The 18867-nt window shown below is 57.8% G+C and carries 17 protein-coding genes; 12 read left to right on the top strand and 5 right to left on the bottom strand.

Annotated features, from left to right (window positions below; all coding sequences use genetic code 11):
* The first annotated feature begins 273 nt into the window (after positions 1-273).
* From secA to BLV61_RS10190, 4 genes are all read left to right on the top strand, one after another.
* Positions 274-3009, top strand: a complete 2736-nt coding sequence (gene secA / locus BLV61_RS10205; RefSeq protein ID WP_047532533.1) for a preprotein translocase subunit SecA — start codon at positions 274-276, stop codon at positions 3007-3009.
* A 119-nt stretch (positions 3010-3128) separates the two neighbouring features.
* Positions 3129-4346 (top strand): bifunctional glutamate N-acetyltransferase/amino-acid acetyltransferase ArgJ, encoded by a 1218-nt coding sequence (gene argJ / locus BLV61_RS10200; protein WP_090464648.1) that lies wholly within the window; start codon positions 3129-3131, stop codon positions 4344-4346.
* 146 nt (positions 4347-4492) lie between these two features.
* Positions 4493-5125: a glutathione S-transferase family protein gene (locus BLV61_RS10195; protein WP_090464645.1), complete on the top strand. Its 633-nt coding sequence runs from the start codon at positions 4493-4495 to the stop codon at positions 5123-5125.
* The gene (locus tag BLV61_RS10190) at positions 5122-6066 is read left to right on the top strand and encodes a Nudix family hydrolase (RefSeq protein WP_090464642.1); all 945 of its coding nucleotides are present in this window, start codon (positions 5122-5124) and stop codon (positions 6064-6066) included. Before BLV61_RS10195 ends, BLV61_RS10190 begins: the two co-directional genes overlap by 4 nt.
* A gap of 132 nt (positions 6067-6198) precedes the next feature.
* On the opposite strand, the gene BLV61_RS10185 is transcribed toward BLV61_RS10190, so the two are convergent.
* Genes BLV61_RS10185 through BLV61_RS10175 form a run of 3 tightly spaced genes read right to left on the bottom strand, consistent with a single transcriptional unit; the run spans position 6199 to position 9782 of the window.
* Complete coding sequence (locus BLV61_RS10185; protein WP_090464638.1) at positions 6199-6780, bottom strand: cob(I)yrinic acid a,c-diamide adenosyltransferase; 582 nt, start codon at positions 6778-6780, stop codon at positions 6199-6201.
* A 2-nt stretch (positions 6781-6782) separates the two neighbouring features.
* A complete protein-coding gene (locus BLV61_RS10180) occupies positions 6783-8819 on the bottom strand; it encodes a sensor histidine kinase (protein ID WP_047532523.1) in 2037 nt (678 codons plus the stop codon).
* A gap of 45 nt (positions 8820-8864) precedes the next feature.
* A complete protein-coding gene (locus BLV61_RS10175) occupies positions 8865-9782 on the bottom strand; it encodes a putative 2-dehydropantoate 2-reductase (protein WP_090464634.1) in 918 nt (305 codons plus the stop codon).
* A 134-nt stretch (positions 9783-9916) separates the two neighbouring features.
* Between BLV61_RS10175 and BLV61_RS10170 the strand changes: the two genes are divergently transcribed.
* Together BLV61_RS10170 and BLV61_RS10165 are read left to right on the top strand one after the other, a co-directional pair.
* Positions 9917-10402: a YajQ family cyclic di-GMP-binding protein gene (locus BLV61_RS10170; protein WP_047532521.1), complete on the top strand. Its 486-nt coding sequence runs from the start codon at positions 9917-9919 to the stop codon at positions 10400-10402.
* Positions 10403-10539: 137 nt separating this feature from the next.
* Positions 10540-11382: a mechanosensitive ion channel family protein gene (locus tag BLV61_RS10165; RefSeq protein WP_047532520.1), complete on the top strand. Its 843-nt coding sequence runs from the start codon at positions 10540-10542 to the stop codon at positions 11380-11382.
* A gap of 224 nt (positions 11383-11606) precedes the next feature.
* Here BLV61_RS10165 and BLV61_RS10160 read toward each other — a convergent pair whose 3' ends face one another.
* Positions 11607-12932 (bottom strand): OprD family porin, encoded by a 1326-nt coding sequence (locus tag BLV61_RS10160; RefSeq protein WP_090464630.1) that lies wholly within the window; start codon positions 12930-12932, stop codon positions 11607-11609.
* 912 nt (positions 12933-13844) lie between these two features.
* Between BLV61_RS10160 and BLV61_RS10155 the strand changes: the two genes are divergently transcribed.
* Positions 13845-14270 carry an HIT domain-containing protein gene (locus BLV61_RS10155; protein WP_047539015.1) on the top strand — a complete coding sequence of 142 codons (426 nt, stop codon included), beginning with the start codon at positions 13845-13847 and terminating at the stop codon, positions 14268-14270.
* Positions 14271-14273: 3 nt separating this feature from the next.
* Positions 14274-14480: a SlyX family protein gene (locus BLV61_RS10150; protein WP_047532516.1), complete on the top strand. Its 207-nt coding sequence runs from the start codon at positions 14274-14276 to the stop codon at positions 14478-14480.
* A 66-nt stretch (positions 14481-14546) separates the two neighbouring features.
* On the opposite strand, the gene BLV61_RS31875 is transcribed toward BLV61_RS10150, so the two are convergent.
* Positions 14547-15149, bottom strand: coding sequence for a cold-shock protein (locus BLV61_RS31875; RefSeq protein WP_047532515.1), 603 nt, complete (start codon positions 15147-15149; stop codon positions 14547-14549).
* A gap of 310 nt (positions 15150-15459) precedes the next feature.
* Here BLV61_RS31875 and BLV61_RS10140 point away from each other — a divergent pair, with 310 nt between their 5' ends.
* From BLV61_RS10140 to aspS, 4 genes are all read left to right on the top strand, one after another.
* Positions 15460-15930 (top strand): Dps family protein, encoded by a 471-nt coding sequence (locus tag BLV61_RS10140; protein ID WP_047532514.1) that lies wholly within the window; start codon positions 15460-15462, stop codon positions 15928-15930.
* Between the two features lie 271 nt (positions 15931-16201).
* Positions 16202-16540: a ribbon-helix-helix domain-containing protein gene (locus BLV61_RS10135; RefSeq protein ID WP_047532513.1), complete on the top strand. Its 339-nt coding sequence runs from the start codon at positions 16202-16204 to the stop codon at positions 16538-16540.
* Between the two features lie 135 nt (positions 16541-16675).
* Complete coding sequence (locus tag BLV61_RS10130) at positions 16676-16897, top strand: FmdB family zinc ribbon protein (RefSeq protein ID WP_007977333.1); 222 nt, start codon at positions 16676-16678, stop codon at positions 16895-16897.
* A gap of 110 nt (positions 16898-17007) precedes the next feature.
* Complete coding sequence (gene aspS / locus BLV61_RS10125) at positions 17008-18783, top strand: aspartate--tRNA ligase (protein ID WP_047532512.1); 1776 nt, start codon at positions 17008-17010, stop codon at positions 18781-18783.
* Positions 18784-18867 lie beyond the last annotated feature (84 nt).

Genomic DNA, 18867 nt, shown 5'->3' with positions numbered 1-18867 from the left:
GCAGAAAGCACCGGATGCACCTGCCCCATTGCTTTTATGCGGGGTTTGCCCATTAAATCAACAAGTAACTTCTGTCGCCTATGGCTTGAAGTTCAGCCATTTGCCCCTATTTTAAGTGAGCCCCGTCACAGCGCTGTGCCAGCATCGTGGAATAACGCCACTTTCCTCACCATCGTTTCCGGGTAGAATGCTCGTTCGCATGCGGCCATGAGGGCTGCACGGGCGACTCACGGGGCCGCCCTCCATCCCTTTAGTGTGGAAGATCCTGCCGATATGTTTGCGCCTTTGTTAAAGAAACTTTTTGGAAGCAAGAACGAGCGTGAAGTCAAACGCATGCTCAAGACGGTGCAACTCGTCAATGCCTTCGAAGAGCAAATGGTGGCCCTTTCGGACGATCAATTGCGTGCCAAGACAGATGAGTTCAAGGCCCGCATCGCCAAAGGGGAAACCCTCGACAAGCTGCTGCCAGAAGCCTTTGCGGTCGCCCGCGAAGCCGGTAAGCGCGTCATGGGTATGCGCCACTTCGATGTCCAGCTGATCGGCGGCATGACCTTGCATGAAGGCAAGATCGCCGAGATGCGTACCGGTGAAGGCAAGACCCTGGTGGCGACACTGGGCGTTTACCTCAACGCATTGTCCGGCAAGGGCGTGCACGTTGTGACGGTGAACGACTACCTGGCTCGCCGCGACGCCAACTGGATGCGCCCGCTTTATGAATTCCTCGGCCTGACGGTCGGCGTGGTCACGCCGTTCCAGCCGCCGGAAGAGAAGCGCGCCGCCTACGCCGCCGACATTACCTACGGCACCAACAACGAATTCGGTTTCGATTACCTGCGCGACAACATGGCGTTCAGCATGGAAGAAAAATTCCAGCGCGAACTCAACTTTGCCGTGATCGACGAAGTCGACTCCATCCTCATCGACGAAGCCCGTACGCCGCTGATCATTTCCGGTCAGGCCGAGGACAGCTCCAGGCTGTACATCGAGATCAACAAGTTGATCCCGCAGCTGGAGTTGCATGTCGAGGAAGTCGAAGGCGAAGTCACCAAGGCCGGTCACTACACCGTTGACGAGAAGACCCGCCAGGTAGAGCTCAACGAAGCCGGTCACCAGTACGTCGAAGAAACCCTCACCCGCATCGGCCTTCTGGCTGAAGGCGAGAGCCTGTACTCGGCGCACAACCTGAGCCTGTTGACTCACGTATATGCCGGTCTGCGTGCGCACAAACTGTTCCATCGCAACATCGAATACATCGTGCAGGATGGCCAGGTTGTCCTGGTCGACGAACACACCGGTCGTACCATGCCGGGCCGTCGTTTGTCCGAGGGCCTGCACCAGGCCATCGAAGCCAAGGAAAACCTCAATATTCAGGCCGAAAGCCAGACCCTGGCATCGACCACGTTCCAGAACTACTTCCGTCTGTACAGCAAACTGTCCGGCATGACCGGTACGGCCGACACCGAAGCGTTCGAATTCCACCAGATCTATGGCCTCCAGGTCATGGTCATTCCACCGAACAAGCCGTTGGCCCGTAAGGATTACAACGACCTGGTGTTCCTGACCGCCGACGAGAAATACGCGGCAATCGTCGCCGACATCAAGGAAAGCATGGCTGCCGGTCGTCCGGTGCTGGTGGGTACCGCGACCATCGAAACGTCCGAGCACATGTCTAGCCTGCTCGTGAAGGAAGGCATCGAACACAAGGTTCTGAACGCCAAGTTCCACGAAAAAGAAGCCGAGATCATCGCCCAGGCCGGTCGCCCAGGCGCACTGACCATCGCCACCAACATGGCCGGTCGCGGTACCGACATCCTGTTGGGCGGCAACTGGGAAGTGGAAGTGGCTTCGCTGGAAGACCCGACCCCTGAGCAGATTGCCCAGATCAAGGCCGACTGGCAGAAGCGTCACCAGCAAGTGCTCGAGTCGGGCGGTTTGCAGGTGATCGCGTCCGAGCGTCACGAATCGCGCCGTATCGACAACCAGTTGCGTGGTCGTGCCGGTCGTCAGGGTGATGCCGGTTCCAGCCGTTTCTACCTGTCTCTGGAAGACAGCCTGATGCGCATCTTCGCCTCTGACCGGGTGAAAAACTTCATGAAAGCCCTGGGCATGCAGCCTGGCGAAGCGATTGAGCACCGCATGGTGACCAACGCCATCGAAAAGGCGCAGCGCAAGGTTGAAGGTCGCAACTTCGATATTCGCAAGCAACTGCTCGAGTTCGACGACGTCAACAACGAACAGCGTAAAGTGATCTATCACATGCGTAACACGTTGCTGGCCGCCGACAACATCGGTGAAACCATCGCCGACTTCCGCCAGGACGTGCTCAACGCCACCGTCAGCGCACACATTCCACCGCAATCGCTGCCGGAGCAGTGGGACGTGGCCGGTCTGGAAGCCGCCTTGCAGAGCGACTTCGGCGTGGCGCTGCCGATCCAGCAATGGCTCGACGAAGACGATCACCTGTACGAAGAAACCCTGCGCGAGAAGCTGATGCAGGAACTCGTGGCGGCGTATAACGAGAAAGAAGACCAGGCGGGCGCCGAGGCGCTGCGTACTTTCGAGAAGCAAATCGTTCTGCGCGTGCTGGACGACCTGTGGAAAGACCACCTGTCGACCATGGATCACCTGCGTCACGGCATCCACCTGCGTGGCTATGCCCAGAAGAACCCGAAACAGGAGTACAAGCGCGAGTCGTTCACGCTGTTCTCCGAACTGCTCGATTCGATCAAGCGCGATTCGATCCGTGTGCTGTCCCACGTTCAGGTTCGTCGCGAAGATCCGGCCGAAGAAGAAGCCCGTTTGCGTCAGGAGGCCGAAGCACTGGCGGCGCGCATGCAGTTCCTGCATGAAGAAGCACCAGGTCTGGAGCAGCCGGAAGCGTTGGGTGAAGAGGTCGATGTGGCCCTGGCCACCGCACCGGTACGCAGTGAGCAGAAGCTGGGCCGTAACGAGCTGTGCTACTGCGGTTCGGGCAAGAAATTCAAGCATTGCCACGGGCAGATTCAGTAACCCCGTTTCAAACGCTGAAATACCCGCGCCGCGACCGGCTCCTGCCGTCGCGGCGTTTTGCCATTTAAACCACCGCTCTTCCTGAAGCGGTGCACACATCATCTATAAGGAGCGCATTCATGGCTGTTGGTCTTGGTCCTTTGCCAACGTTGCACCCGGTTGCCGGTTTTGAACTCGGTATTGCCTCGGCCGGTATCAAGCGTCCGGGGCGCAAGGATGTTGTGGTCATGCGCTGTGCCGAAGGTTCGACCGTCGCCGGCGTGTTCACCCTCAACGCCTTTTGCGCGGCACCGGTGATCCTGGCCAAGCAGCGCGTGCAAGGCCCGGTACGCTACCTGTTGACCAACACCGGCAATGCCAACGCCGGTACCGGCGAACCCGGCCTTGCCGCCGCCGAGCGCACGTGCGCCAAACTGGCCGAGCTGGCGGGTGTGGATGCCAGCCTGGTGCTGCCGTACTCCACCGGTGTGATCGGCGAGCCACTGCCGGTCGAGAAAATCGAAGGCGCGCTGCAAGCCGCCCTCGACGACCTGTCGGTCAATAACTGGGAAGCTGCTGCCACCGGCATCATGACCACCGATACCCTGCCCAAGGGTGCCAGCCGTCAGTTCCAGCATGACGGCGTGACCATCACCGTCACCGGCATCAGCAAAGGCGCGGGCATGATCCGCCCGAACATGGCGACCATGCTGGGCTACATCGCCACCGACGCCAAAGTCTCCCGCGATGTGTTGCAAAACCTGTTGCTGGACGGCGCCAACAAGTCGTTCAACCGTATCACCATCGATGGCGACACTTCGACCAACGACTGCTGCATGCTGATCGCCACTGGTCAGGCAGCGCTGCCGGAAATCACCCGCGCTGAAGGTGAGTTGTTCGCCAAGTTGAAACAAGCCGTGTTCGAAGTGTGCATGGAAGTGGCCCAGGCGATCGTGCGCGACGGTGAAGGCGCGACCAAGTTTGTCACCGTTGAAGTCAACGGCGGCGGTAATCACCAGGAGTGCCTGGACGTTGGTTACACCGTGGCCCACTCGCCGCTGATCAAGACTGCATTGTTTGCTTCCGATCCGAACTGGGGTCGTATCCTCGCCGCCGTTGGCCGCGCGGGTGTACCGAATCTGGACGTGAGCAAGATCGACGTGTTCCTCGGCGACGTGTGCATCGCCAGCCGTGGCGCGCGCGCCGCGACGTATACCGAAGCCCAGGGCGCGGCGGTGATGCAGCAGGAAGAGATCACCATCCGTATCGAACTGGGACGTGGCGATTGCAGCGAAACCATCTGGACCACCGACCTGTCGCATGAGTACGTGAAGATCAACGCGGAATACCGTACTTAAGATCGCGTCGACCCCATCGCGAGCAGGCTCGCTCCCACATTGGGTTTGTGTACAACCGAATAACTGTGGGAGCTAGCCTGCTAGCGATGGCGGTCTGCCAGTCACTCGCTAGACTGGTCTGCCCCCTTCATCAAAAGGTCCCGAAAATGAGCCTGCACCTGATCATCGGCGACAAACTGTTTTCCTCCTGGTCCCTGCGCGGCGCTCTGGCGCTGGACTTGGCCGGTGCCTCCTACACCGAAGAATTGATCAAGCTCAACCAGCCGGACACCCGTGAACGTCTGCTCAAGCATTCGCCGACCGGCAAAGTACCCCTGCTGAAAACCGAACACGGCACCGTCGCCGATTCGCTGGCGATTGCCGAGTACCTGGCAGAGCAATTCCCCGATGCTGGCCTCTGGCCCAAAGACACTGCGGCCCGTGCCCAGGCGCGTTCGGCGTGCGCACAGATGCATGCCGGGTTCTTCGCCATGCGCGGCAACATGCCATTCGACCTGAGCCATGATGCACCTCTGTCGCCGGTTCCGGCCGACGTGCAGGCGGACATTGAACGCATGTCCGCGTTGTGGGCCGAGTGCCGCGCCGTCGCGACGGAAAACGGGCCGTACCTGTTTGGCCGGGCCACCCTGGCCGACGCGTTTTTTGCGCCCATCGCCGTGCGCCTGCGCACCTATCAGGTGAAGCTGTCCGCAGCTGACGAAGCCTATGTTCAAACCATCTACCAATGGCCAGCCTTCAAGGCCTGGCAGAAGGCCGGACTGGAGGAAATCAAGCGGTGAAACGAGTACACGTAGCCGCCGCCGTTATCCGTGATAGCAGCGGCAAGATTCTCATCGCTCGCCGTGCCGACACCCAGCATCAGGGGGGGCTGTGGGAATTCCCTGGTGGCAAGGTCGAGGCCGGCGAGTCCGTTGAAACGGCGCTTGGTCGCGAGCTTCACGAAGAACTGGGCATTGTCGTCGACGTCGCGCGACCGCTGATCAAGGTTCAACACGACTACCCGGACAAGCAAGTATTGCTGGATGTCTGGGAAGTCTCGGCGTTCACCGGCGAACCTCATGGTGCCGAAGGTCAGCCTTTGGCCTGGGTGACCGCCCGTGAGCTCTCGAATTACGAGTTTCCTGAGGCCAATCGGCCTATCGTCGCCGCTGCCCGTTTGCCCGAGCAATACCTGATCACCCCGGAGGATCTGGAAACCCCGGCCCTGCTGAAGGGCATCCAGAAAGCCATCGCGGGCGGCATCAAGCTGATCCAGCTGCGCGCACCGAACGGTTACGACCCCAAGTATCGTGATCTGGCTGTGGACGCGGTGGGACTGTGCGCCGGCAAGGCGCAGTTGATGATCAAGGGGCCGTTCGAATGGCTGGGAGATTTCCCTTCCGCCGGTTGGCACATTACCTCGGCACAGCTGCGCAAATACGCAGCGGCCGGTCGTCCGTTGCCTGCGTCGCGCTGGTTGGCGGCTTCCTGCCATAACGCCGAAGAACTGGCGCTGGCCGAAGAGATGGGCGTGGACTTCGTGACCCTGTCACCTGTGCAGCCGACCCTCACTCATCCGGGCGCTCAACCGCTGGGTTGGGAACAGGCCTCGACTTTGATCGAGGGCTTCAGCAAGCCAGTGTTTTTGCTGGGCGGCGTTGGGCCTGCGGAGGTTCAGAAGGCTTGGGCGGCAGGTGCCCAGGGTGTGGCGGGGATTCGGGCTTTTTGGCCTGAGGCTTGATTATGCAGTGATGCTGCCGGTCTCTTCGCGGGCAAGCCCGCTCCCACAGGTTTAGCGGTGTACACAGATTTTGTGTTCGACGCGATACTGTGGGAGCGGGCTTGCCCGCGAAGAGGGCCTAATAGGCGACGACTAAACTTCAGGTTTCGCCGCGGGCTGCCAAAGAATCTCCGCAACCCCCTGACGCCGAGCAATCACCCGCGCCATCACAAACAGCAAATCCGACAATCGATTGATGTATGCGAGCCCCACTCCGGCCAACGGTTCAATCGCGTTCAAGTGCTGGCAGCGGCGCTCGGCACTGCGAGCCAGGCTGCGGCAGACGTGAGCCTGGGCAATCAGCATCGAACCACCCGGCAGAATGAAATTCTCCAGCGGCCCCAGCTCCTCGTTCCACACATCGATCGCCGCTTCCAGGCGTTCGATTTCTGCGGCGTTCAACGCTTGATACTCCGGCATTGCCAGTTCGCCGCCAAGGTCAAACAATCGGTGCTGGCAGGGCGCCAATACCTCGATCACTTCTTTCAACCCCGGATGCTCGGCGCTTTGCGCGGCCAGTCCGGCCAGTAACACACCCACCTGACTGTTAAGCGTATCGACCTCGCCAATGGCCTCTATCCGCGGATGGTCCTTGGGCACGCGGCGGCCGTCGCCCAGACCGGTTTCGCCTTTGTCCCCGGTGCGGGTGTAAATCTTCGACAAGCGAAAGCCCATGGTTACCTCGATAGCTGATTGAGTTCTTGAGAGACGAGCGGGGTGCCCGCCAATGGTAGGCGCAGGGTGAAGCAGGTGCCTTGGCCCAGGGTCGATTGCACTTCCATCTGACCCTTATGGTTGTTGGTGATGATGAAGTACGAGACGGACAAGCCGAGACCGGTGCCCTGGCCAATTTCCTTGGTGGTGAAGAACGGCTCGAACGTGCGCTTGCGCACGCTTTCGCTCATGCCGACGCCATTGTCTTCGACCTGGATTTCAGCCCAGGGCGGATTCAGCCTGGTACGCAGGATAATCCGCCCCGGTTCGCTGTCGTCTTCACGCTGGTGAATGGCTTGGGCGGCGTTTTTCAGCAGGTTGAGCAGCACCTGCTCCAGCTCGTTGGCAGTGCCGGGCACCGGGCCCAGCGCCGGGTCGAACTGGCGAATGATTGCCTGGCCCTTGAAATCGAAACCGATCGCCAGGTCGAAGTCGTTACCAGCGATTTCAACGGCTTGATCGATCAGCGCCGGTAGATCGCAAGGGGCCATTTGTCGGGTGCTGCGGCGACTGAAACTGAGCATGTGGGTCACGATTTTTGCCGCTCGGGCGCCGGCTTGCTGAATACCGTCGAGCAGCTGCGGCACTTCACGCGCTTGCAGGTAGTCATTGACCGTCGACAGTTCGACGCCGACCTGTTCGGCCTGCTCAAGGTTCTTCGGCAAATCGGGGGACAGGCGTCGACGAATGTTCTGCACGTTATGCAGGATCGCGCCCAAAGGGTTGTTGATCTCGTGGGCCATACCGGCGGCAAGGCCACCGACAGACAGCATTTTCTCCGACTGCACCATCATTTCTTCCAGGGACAGGCGCTGGGTGATGTCGTCGATCCGGATCACCACCCCACGCCCGGCGCCGCCCATCAGTGGGTAGAAGGTCAGGGCGTAGTGCTTGGGTTCATCGTCCTTGACCCAGGTCACGCGTTCGATCTTGGCCACGGTGTGTTGTTCGACGGTTTGCTTGAGTTGTGGGAGAAACGGCTTGAGCGGTTCGAAAGCGAGAAAAATTGGCTGGTTCAAGGCTTCATCGAGGCGCGTGCCGGAGAGGGCGCTGGCTTCCTGGTTCCACTGCGTGACGTAGAGCTGCTCGTCGAGGGCGATCAGGGCCGACGGCATGGAGTCGATGATGCTGTTGAGATAATTCTGAAAGCCGGTGAGTTTCTTCTCGATCTTGCTGCGCACCTGGACTTCGAGCTCCAGTTTGCGGTTGGTGTGCCGGGTTTCTTCGGCCAGCCCCTGAGCCTGGTCATAAGCGGCCTGAGAATCATCCCGCGCCCGTTTGAGTTGCTGCTCCCGGGCCTCGATGCGCGAAAGCATGGTGTTGAATGCTTCGGCAAGACTGCCGATTTCATCGTGATTTCCACGCGAGGCGCGCAAGGCGTAGTTCTCTTCCCGCGTCACTTGCCGGGAGAGTTCTTCGAGTTCGTGGATCGGCCGGGTAATCAGGCGTTTGATTTGCCGGGCGATCACCATCCACAGCAGCACGCTGAAGATCAGAATCCCGAGACTGGCGGTCAGAGTGCCGGTATAGAACGCCATCGGCAGTTCGCTGCTGGCCACCAGCAGCAAGTGGCCGGGGTCAGTCCCGGGGCGGGGCAGGGTGATCACTTGATTGCTGCGAAACTCGGTGGCTTGCCAGGCTTCGATGTGCCGGTAACGCTCGGGCAGGTTCAGGTGGTCGCCATGTTGTAGCTGTGCCAGACGTACGCCCTTGCCGTCATAGAGAGCGGCTGCCCGCAGCGGGGAATAGCTGTTGAGTTCATTGAGCAGGCGCTCGGCGTTTTGTGGCGATTGCAAGGCATCGGCCACCAGGCTCGGGTTGGACACCAGTCGACCAATGGTCTGCAGGGCCTGCGGGGCCATGCTTTCCTGGGAAATGTAATACGCGGCGCTGATAAAGGTCAGGTTGGCGACCAGCAGGACGGTGGTCAACAGCACCAACAGGGCGGCCAGTAGTTTCTGGCCGACAGGAAGGTTTTCAAGGCGCTGGCGCAATGGCATCAGGTTTATCGCTGCAAAGGAACAAGTGGCCAGCGTAGCCGCTGCTCAGTCGCTGGGCAATCCAAGGCGTTTCAGATGGGTGACCAGACGCTGTTGCAGTTGATTGAGGTGCGGCAGGTTGAGCTTGTGCCTGTCCGACGCCTTGCAGGCGTAACCCAGCAAGTAACTGATTTCGGTTCGACGTCGGTTGTTCACGTCCTGATGCATCGAAGAGTAGTTGGCAGCGGTGGCGTGGATCACCCGTTCCACCTCTTGCTGCAGGTTCTCGGCCGCCGCCGGCTGGCCACAGCGCTCAAGCAATTCGGTCAGTTCGCCGCAAAGGGTAGCGACTTCACAGTGATGCTCCTGCAGACCGCCATTTCGGCAATCGTGCAGCACCGTCAGCGGATTGATCGCGCAGTTGAGCGCCAGTTTGCGCCACAGTCTGGTCAGAATATCGGTGCTCCACTCATGGGGAATACCAGCGGCGCTCAAGTCCTCGAGCCAGATCGGCGCGACTGGATGGCCAACATCGCCAAGCCAGGTGAATCCATGACCGGCGAACACCACACGCCAGTCGCCGTCGCGGAAGGCGCCTTCGGTGCTTGATGCATAAATGCAGCGTGCCTGTGGTACTTGTGCTGCGACGGCGTCCTGACTGCCCAGGCCGTTCTGCAGGAGAATCAGCTCTGCACCGGGGGCCAGGCGTGATGCGACTTGCGCCACGGCTTTTTCAGCGTCGTAGGCTTTGCAGGCGATCAACAGGCGATTGATCGGCTCGATACTGTCAGGAGTTTCGGCGGGCACCGGGTAGTGCTGTGCCTCTCCATGTTCGACCAGTGTCAGCCCGCCTGCCGTCTCGTAAGCCTGCAAGCGCGCGGTATCCCGCAAGATCAGCCGCACCGGCACTGCGGCCCGAGCCAGGCGCGTCGCCCACAACGTGCCAAGGCTTCCGGCACCCAGGACATGCCAGGTTGTGGACATCAGCTTTTTGCTCTGTTTAAGGCGCGCATGGAAGGCTCACAGTGAATGATGGGAAAGACCCGTTATAATCAGCGCGGATTTTTACCGCAAGCCAGGTGTGCTTCATCGGCGCGCCCATTTATTGGAGAAATTACATGCCGTCGTTCGACGTGGTATCCGAACTGGACAAACACGAAGTCACCAACGCGGTCGAAAACGCCGTCAAGGAACTCGATCGTCGTTATGACCTGAAAGGCAAAGGCAGCTTCGAGTTCAAGGAAAAGGACCTGACCGTCAACCTGACCGCCGAAGCGGATTTCCAGCTGGAAGCGATGATTGAGATCCTCAAGCTGTCGCTAGTCAAGCGCAAGATCGACGTGCAATGCCTTGAAGTCAAGGATGCCTTTGCATCGGGCAAGTTGATGAAGCAGGAAGCCGTCCTCAAGGAAGGTATCGACAAAGAGCTGGCGAAGAAAATCGTCGCTCACGTCAAAGACGCCAAACTCAAGGTCCAGGCCGCCATTCAGGGCGAGCAAGTGCGCATCACCGGCAAGAAGCGCGATGACCTGCAGGAGGCCATTGCAGTGCTGCGGGCCAAGGAATTCGGCATGCCGCTGCAGTTCAACAACTTCCGCGACTGACGTAGCAAGCGGGAACCTCTCGGCGTTTTCGGCGTCCGAGGCCCAAGCAACGGTAGAAACGATTGCCCCTGAGGGGGGCGGTCATTTCTACCGTTTATTTTTCGTGTGCCGGATGGCCGGAAATCAGGAGAAAATAGATGGATTTGAATGCTGAAGTAGACAACCTGGTCAAGGTATCCCAGGCCTGGATCCCGATGATCATGGAATACGGCAGTCGTGTGCTGCTGGCAGTGATCACCCTCGCCATTGGCTGGTGGCTGATCAACAAGGTCACGCAAAAGCTCGGCGGTCTTTTGGCCTTGCGCAATGCGGATCTGGCCCTGCAAGGGTTCATCAGTAGCCTGGCGAATATCATTCTCAAAATACTGCTGATCGTCAGTGTGGCGTCGATGATCGGTGTGGAAACCACTTCGTTCGTGGCTGCGATCGGTGCGGCGGGTCTGGCCATTGGTCTGGCACTGCAGGGCAGTCTGGCGAACTTTGCCGGTGGCGTGCTGATTCTGCTGTTCCGGCCTTTCCGAATCGGTGACTGGATTGAAGCTCAAGGTGTCGCCGGTACTGTCGACAGCATCCAGATCTTCCACACCGTGTTACGAACAGGTGACAACAAGACGATTATTGTGCCAAACGGCAATCTGTCGAACGGCATCATCACCAACACCAATCGCCAGCCTACCCGTAAAGTAGTGTTCGACGTTGGCGTGGATTACGAAGCAGACTTGCAAAAGGCCCGTCAAGTCTTGCTGGACCTGGCCAAGGATCCGCGTGTTTTGACGGACCCCGCGCCTCAGGCAGTCATTTCGACCTTGGGTGACAGTTCGATCACTGTTTCCCTGCGAGTGTGGGTCAAAACGGCAGATTATTGGGACGTAATGTTCATGTTTAATGAACAGTCCCGAGATCGATTGAAAAAGGCTGGCATCGATATTCCATTTCCACAACGGGTTGTTCGTGTGGTTCAGGAAGCGGCAGTGCAGTAACCCATACCAACTTAGTTGGTTATTTGCTCCGTTAGTGGCACTGGGCCCAAGAGGATAATTGCCTCTTGGGCTTTTTTGTGAGTTTTGATCAGTTCATTGAAAAAAAGACTGATGTTATGAAATGAAGTTGTTTGCTGGTTTTTCATGAATATGGCAGGCATAAAAAAGCCGCCCACCTGAAGAGGTGGGCGGCTTTTTACAGTACTTGCTGTGTTACACCCGGATTAGAGGATGTTCAGCGGGTACTCTACGATCAGACGAGTGTCGTACAGGTCAGGCGAGTAGCCGCTGTACGCTTGGTTCGAACGATAGTTGGCGTAACGTACGCGGAACGACAGATCTTTAGCCGGACCTTCCTGGACTACGTATTTGGACTCAAGGTTCCATTCGTATTCCTTACCTTCGCCCGCATTGGCAACGTTAATGTTGTCACCCTTCACGTAACGGGTCATGAAGCTCAGACCAGGTACGCCGTAGGTAGCCATGTTCAGGTCGTAGCGAGCCTGCCAGGACTTCTCTTCACGACCCACGAAGTCGGAGATCTGGATGGAGTTGGATACGAAGATGGTGCTGTTACCGTCAACGCCGTAGTAGTAAGCGTTGTCACCGCTGGATTGCTGGTAAGCGACGGTGAACTTGTGAGCGCCGAGGCTATAGGCAGCAGCCAGGGACCACAGGTTGTTGTCCACACCCAGGGTGCCGTCACCGATAGCGTCAACCAGGTCACCACGGCTTTCGCCTTTGGTTTTGTAACCGTTGAGGTCGAAGTTCAGGGACTGGTTTTCAGCGATTGGCAGGGTGTAGTTCAGGTTGACGTAGTACTTTTTGAAGTAGTCATCAGCATCCGACGCAGCCACGGCACCGGTGAAATTATCAGTGAAAGCGTAGCTTGCACCGAAGATATTGATGTTGGTCAGGCCTTTGCCGCCGTTGCCATTTTCATCTGGCAGACCGCCGATGCTGTCACGACCCATGCCGGTTTGTTTGCTCAGGGAAGTGAAACGACCAGCGTTCAGTTCCAGGCCCTTGATTTCTTTGGAAGTGATCAGGGTACCGGTAGCAACTTCTGGCAGCAGACGGCTGTCATCGGTAGCAAACACTGGGCTGGCAACGAACTGCTGACCGTATTTCAGTACGGTATCGGAGAGGCGGAATTTAACTGCGCCACCGAGTTTGCCTTGGGATTTTTCCGGGTTGCCATCGCTGTCGTTGGCGAACAGACCGTTACCGCGGCGACCCGAGCCACCGTCAAGTTTAACCGAGCCCATTGCCATGGCATCAAGGCCGAAACCTACAGTACCTTGAGTGAAGCCCGACTCGTAGTTGAGCAGTTGGCTAACACCGGTATCCTGACGGTAGCCGGAGGTACCAGAGGACGGGTTGCTAACACCGTTTTTGTAATCGCGGTTCATGTATTCCATACGGGTTTTCAGTTTCAGGCTTTGATCGCCGAAGAAACCCTTGGAATCGTCCTGGGAGGACGCTACTGCGAACTGCGAGGTACCAGCTGCAACAGCCAGTGCGATCATGCTCCACTTCATCACGCGCATCGTGATTTGCTCCTTTGGTTTTTAGAAGAGTACTGCCGTCCCACCTGTTTTATTATCTGGGCGGCTCTTTCTTTTTGTGTCGGCGCAAACTTATATCACGCCGACAATGTTGGCGATACTTGCGCATCTAACCTTTCAGCTTCTTTACGACCCTGTCGCAAACGGCTTGCTAGATGTCGCAAATTTACAGCCCCGATGCAACAGGACGGACAACTTTAATGCTGTTTCTGGGCTTGAGCATCGGTAAAAAGAGTCCCTGGTGAAACGTTTGAATCTCCATCGGGCTACCTGCCACTGTTTTTTTTTGGTCTCAAGGTTCCCGCTTCCAGCGGTGTCCTCATAGACGATGTGGGTGCTAATGCAACAAATGTGCACAAACCAGCTTTTTGCTGATCTTTTTTTCTGAATGCCTGCCTGGTGCGCTAAAAACCTCATAAAACCGGGGGGTTCATGCTTCCGTTATTCGTGCTTGACGCCATGGTTTGCATCGTGTTGATCGCGATGTACGGCGGCGTGACAACCAAAAACGTTACCGGTTCACCCCGTCAGTGGGTAAATGGCGGATGTCGAAGCATTCAGCGTAGACGCATTGTGCGGTTTTGGTGCAAATAATTTTATGCGCTGTACTGAATTCGTACAGTTACGCGTTTGTCACGCCCTGAACGGATAGGTATTTGCTGGTCATTTCGCTATTCGTTTCGCTGGCATCGGGTCAGTAATGGTGCGTTTCGCCATGAAATGTCTCATCTCGGGGCGCGCGTCGGCCCTTTGCAGGCTCTCGGGCGGGCTTCGGCAATGGTTGCTCGTGAAGCCAGCGACATTCGCAGGTATGCTGCCGACCAGTCGCTTGGTGCGCGATCTTTCGGGATGGGCGCTAAGCTGAAAATTGATGACCAGGCGGGAGTGCACTCAGTGTTCGCTTTAGATCCACGACTTCAACAAGACACGTTGCCGATTGGCGATTTCCCGCTATGTCGGTTGCTGTTGTCCAATGATTCGAATTATCCCTGGTTCATCCTGGTACCTCGCCGCGACGATATCAGTGAGATATTTCAGTTGGATGTCGCCGATCAGTTGCGGCTCTGGCAAGAAACCACTGCGCTGGCCGAGGTGCTCAAGGACTCGTTCGGCGCCGACAAGTTGAATGTCGCGGCCTTGGGTAACGTTGTCAGCCAGTTACACATGCATGTGATCGTGCGCAAGCGTGAGGACGCCGCCTGGCCGGCTCCGGTCTGGGGCAAGCACCCGGCCAAACCCTACAGCGCCGAGCAGGTCGAGGCGATTCGAGATCGGCTGCGTCTGGTGCTGACCAGTGATTTTTCGTTCGTGGAGGGCTGAATCATGAGCCTGGAAGATCGCATTACCGATCTGGAGAGCCAGTTGGCGTTTCAGGATGACACCATTCAGGCATTGAATGATGTGGTGGCGGCACAGCAGCGTGCGGTTGAGCGCCTGCAACTGCAAATGGCCGCATTGCTCAAGCGCCAGGAAGAAATGGCCGGCCAGTTCGAGTCGTTCGAGGAAGAGGCGCCGCCGCCACATTACTAAGGCCCAGGCGCCGGCAATAAAAAACCGCGAACAGCCTGGCTGTTCGCGGTTTTTTTATGCCTTGAATCAGCGTCGCGGCAGAGCGGCGATCACATCTTCGGCTTGCAGGCCCTTGTCACGGTTCATGACGGAGAACTCCACGCGCTGGCCTTCGACCAGGACGCGGTGGCCTTCGCCGCGAATGGCCCGGAAGTGCACGAAAATATCGTCACCGGAGTCGCGGGAAATAAAGCCGAAGCCTTTCGACGTGTTGAACCACTTGACGGTGCCGGTATCGCGGTTGCTCATGTCATAGCCAGGCGAAGTGGTGGCCGGTGACGATTTGTAAAAACTGACCGCCAGGTGCAGAACAACGGCAATCAGGGCAGCGACCAGGCTGAACAGAACGGCAGGTTGGCCGGCGATCACCGGCATCGGTGCGATCAGCGTCAGTGTTTGCAGGACAACAGCCAGAACCAGCAGGGCGCTGACCAGGTTCTGCAATTGATGGCGCGGGCCTTTGTTCCAGTAAGGGATAACAGGAGCGAGAGTAAGGTTTAGCAGGCCGAAAAAGGCCAGGTACAGTGCGTCGGGTTGTTGCAGGTAAGGTACGGCTTCGGATCGCAGGCTAGGGATGAAGGACAGCAGCAGAGCCGCTGCGCCCATTAGCAGGTGGACGATTTTCAACATTTTGATTAACTCACGTTAAGACGGATCACAAGGAAGAGCTGATCGAGCACGGTTCGCTTCAGAACAATAAGAGGCGTTGGGCACGTACCCGTTGTCAGCCTATGCGCGGCGCCCGGAAAATATAGGCGTCAGCGACACACCGCCTATTTAACAGCAAAGCCAGTAGCTACTCAAATCAGGGAGTCCAGCGGTGCATAAGCGGCGATTTTTCGTGGGGTGAAAAGGGGAGGCAGGGCTGCAGCGGGGGGAAGGGCTTGCTAGAGTGATCCTGCACCTGTCGGATGAATTTCGTCACCTCTAGGGGAAAAACATGGCAATCGATATCGGAATCAGTGAAGAGGACCGCAAGTCCATCGTCGACGGATTGTCGAGGCTGCTGTCGGACACTTACGTACTTTATTTGAAAACCCATAACTTCCATTGGAACGTCACCGGTCCCATGTTTCGGACCCTGCATTTGATGTTCGAGGAGCAATACAACGAGCTGGCACTGGCGGTCGACTTGATTGCCGAGCGAATTCGCGCACTCGGATTTCCGGCGCCTGGTGCCTATTCGGTCTATGCGCGCCTGTCTTCCATTAAAGAAGAAGAAGGTGTTCCTGCCGCCGAGGACATGATCAGGCAATTGGTCGAAGGCCAGGAAGCAGTCACACGTACGGCTCGAGGCATCTTTCCATTGCTGGAAAAAGTCAGTGACGAGCCCACGGCTGACCTGCTGACCCAGCGTATGCAGGTTCATGAGAAGACCGCGTGGATGCTGCGCTCACTGCTGGCTGAGTAACTCATTCTGTGCACGGACGACACCCGGCGGGTGTCGTCTGCGCGCTGTCTTGTCTTTTTTTCGGCAATACGCCCTGATGCTGGAATGACCCTTTACTTGGGGGCGTAGGAAAAAGCACGGAGTAGGACGCTCTCCATGATCTGCCTTCAGTTGTTGGCTTATCCTACGTGGATGGTCATAAAGTCATCTGGATATAACTTTGCCCTCGCGGTTTTATAAGCACACAAATTGCGCTTATGAAAACCCGGAATGGCAAAGGAGTGTCAACGGTATGGATTATGAGGACAGGCGAAACGAGCAGAGGTTCGGTCCGCTCACAGGCATAAGGATTGATCCATTTGTCAGCGAATTCGATATGGGGCTGGCCCGGCCCTTGTCCCGGTCGGTGCGGCTCAATGGCTTCGCCACCTGTTTGCGGCTTGAGCAGGTTTACTGGGATATCCTGGGCGATATGGCCAGGATCAACTGTTGTTCGGTCAGTGCATTGTTGTCCTACGTGGATCGCGAAGTGCATTTGCGTCATGGAGGGGTGAAGAATTTCAGCGGTCTGGTGCGTGTTGTCTGTGTCGTGCACAGTCGCAAGGAAGGGCGTTGCATGGTGATGGCCTGACTGTCTCAGTGGAACAGCGGTGTGTCGATCTGTGCAGTCTTACGGCTGCACAGGCTGCATTTAATGGATATAATCCCGCGCTTTGCCGTAAAACCGAGTGTAGACGGTAGCAATCTGATCACCGAGACAACCCTCATGCCGATGTACGATTATCAATGTGCTTCCTGTGGTCATCAGTTGGAAGCCATTCAAAAGATCAGCGACGCACCGCTGGTCGACTGCCCTGCATGCCAGGCGCCAGAGCTTAAGAAGATGCTGTCCATGCCGGGTTTCCGCCTGAGCGGTACCGGCTGGTACGAAACCGATTTCAAGACCGGTTCCAAGAAGAACCTGGCCGGCGGCGACAAAGCTGACTAGGGTCTGGACCTGAGTTGAACGACACGTGCGAGCCCTTGCATCATATGCCGACTGGTATATACGCAGGGCCTCCAACCGAATTTCGAATTACGAGAAGTGAAACCACGACCATGATGCGCAGCCATTATTGCGGCCAACTGAACGAAAGCCTGGACGGCCAGGAAATTACCCTTTGCGGATGGGTCCACCGTCGCCGTGACCACGGTGGGGTGATTTTCCTCGATATCCGTGATCGTGATGGTCTGGCCCAGGTCGTATTCGATCCGGACCGCGCTGAAACCTTCGCCGCCGCCGACCGCGTGCGCAGCGAGTATGTCGTGAAGGTCACCGGTAAGGTTCGCCTGCGTCCGGCCGGTGCTACCAACGCCAACATGGCGTCGGGCATGATCGAAGTCCTCGGCTACGAACTGGAAGTGCTGAACGAGTCGGAAACCCCGCCGTTCCCGCTGAACGAGTTCTCCGACGTTGGCGAGGAAACCCGCCTGCGCTATCGCTTCCTTGACCTGCGTCGCCCGGAAATGGCCGAGAAGCTGCGTCTGCGTTCGCGCATGACCACCAGCATTCGTCGCTACCTGGACGAAAACGGTTTCCTCGACGTCGAGACGCCGATCTTGACTCGCGCCACCCCTGAAGGCGCGCGCGACTACCTGGTGCCGAGCCGTACCCACGCCGGTTCGTTCTTCGCCCTGCCTCAATCGCCGCAGCTGTTCAAGCAACTGCTGATGGTCGCCGGCTTCGATCGTTACTACCAGATCGCCAAGTGCTTCCGCGACGAAGACCTGCGTGCCGACCGTCAGCCGGAATTCACCCAGATCGACATCGAGACCAGTTTCCTCGATGAAAAAGACATCATGGGCCTGACCGAAGGCATGATCCGCAACCTGTTCAAGGAAGTGCTGGATCTGGAGTTCGGTGAGTTCCCGCACATGACCTTCGAAGAGGCCATGCGTCGTTACGGTTCCGACAAGCCGGACCTGCGTAACCCGCTGGAACTGGTTGACGTTGCCGATCAGCTCAAGGAAGTCGATTTCAAGGTGTTCAGCGGCCCGGCCAACGATCCGAAATGCCGCATCGCAGCCCTGCGCGTTCCTGGCGGCGCCAGCATGCCGCGCAAGCAGATCGACGATTACACCAAGTTTGTCGGCATCTATGGTGCCAAGGGCCTGGCGTACATCAAGGTCAACGAGCGCGCCAAAGGTGTCGAAGGCCTGCAGTCGCCAATCGTGAAGAACATCCCTGAAGCCAACCTCAACGTGATTCTCGATCGCGTCGGTGCGGTCGACGGCGACATCGTGTTCTTCGGCGCCGACAAGTCGAAGATCGTCAGCGAAGCCCTGGGTGCTCTGCGGATCAAGCTCGGCCACGACCTGGACCTGCTGACCTGCAAGTGGGCGCCAATGTGGGTCGTCGACTTCCCGATGTTCGAAGAAAACGACGACGGCAGCTTTAGCGCCTTGCACCACCCGTTCACCGCGCCGAAGTGCACCCCGCAAGAGCTGGAGGCCAACCCGGCAGCCGCTCTGTCCCGCGCTTACGACATGGTTCTGAACGGTACCGAGCTCGGTGGTGGTTCGATTCGTATTCACCGCAAAGAGATGCAACAGTCGGTGTTCCGTCTGCTGGGGATCAACGAAGCCGAACAGGAAGAGAAATTCGGCTTCCTGCTCGACGCCCTGAAGTACGGCGCGCCGCCGCACGGTGGCCTGGCTTTCGGTCTGGACCGCCTGGTGATGCTGATGACCGGTGCCCAATCGATCCGCGAAGTGATCGCTTTCCCGAAAACCCAGAGCGCGGCGGATGTCATGACTCAGGCGCCGGGGCAGGTGGATGCCAAGGCATTGCGCGAACTGCATATTCGTCTGCGCGAAACGCCTAAGGCTGAGTAAGACTGGCCTGAAGGGCGCATCTTCGGATGCGCCTTTTCTTTATAAGGGTCGAAATTTTTTTTTGCCGGCCGACGCGACGCCGCG

The organism is Pseudomonas mohnii (genome assembly GCF_900105115.1).
GTDB classification, from domain to species: domain Bacteria; phylum Pseudomonadota; class Gammaproteobacteria; order Pseudomonadales; family Pseudomonadaceae; genus Aquipseudomonas; species Aquipseudomonas mohnii.
Note: the sequence above shows the minus strand (reverse complement) of the source record. Positions and strands in the feature narration are given on the sequence as shown.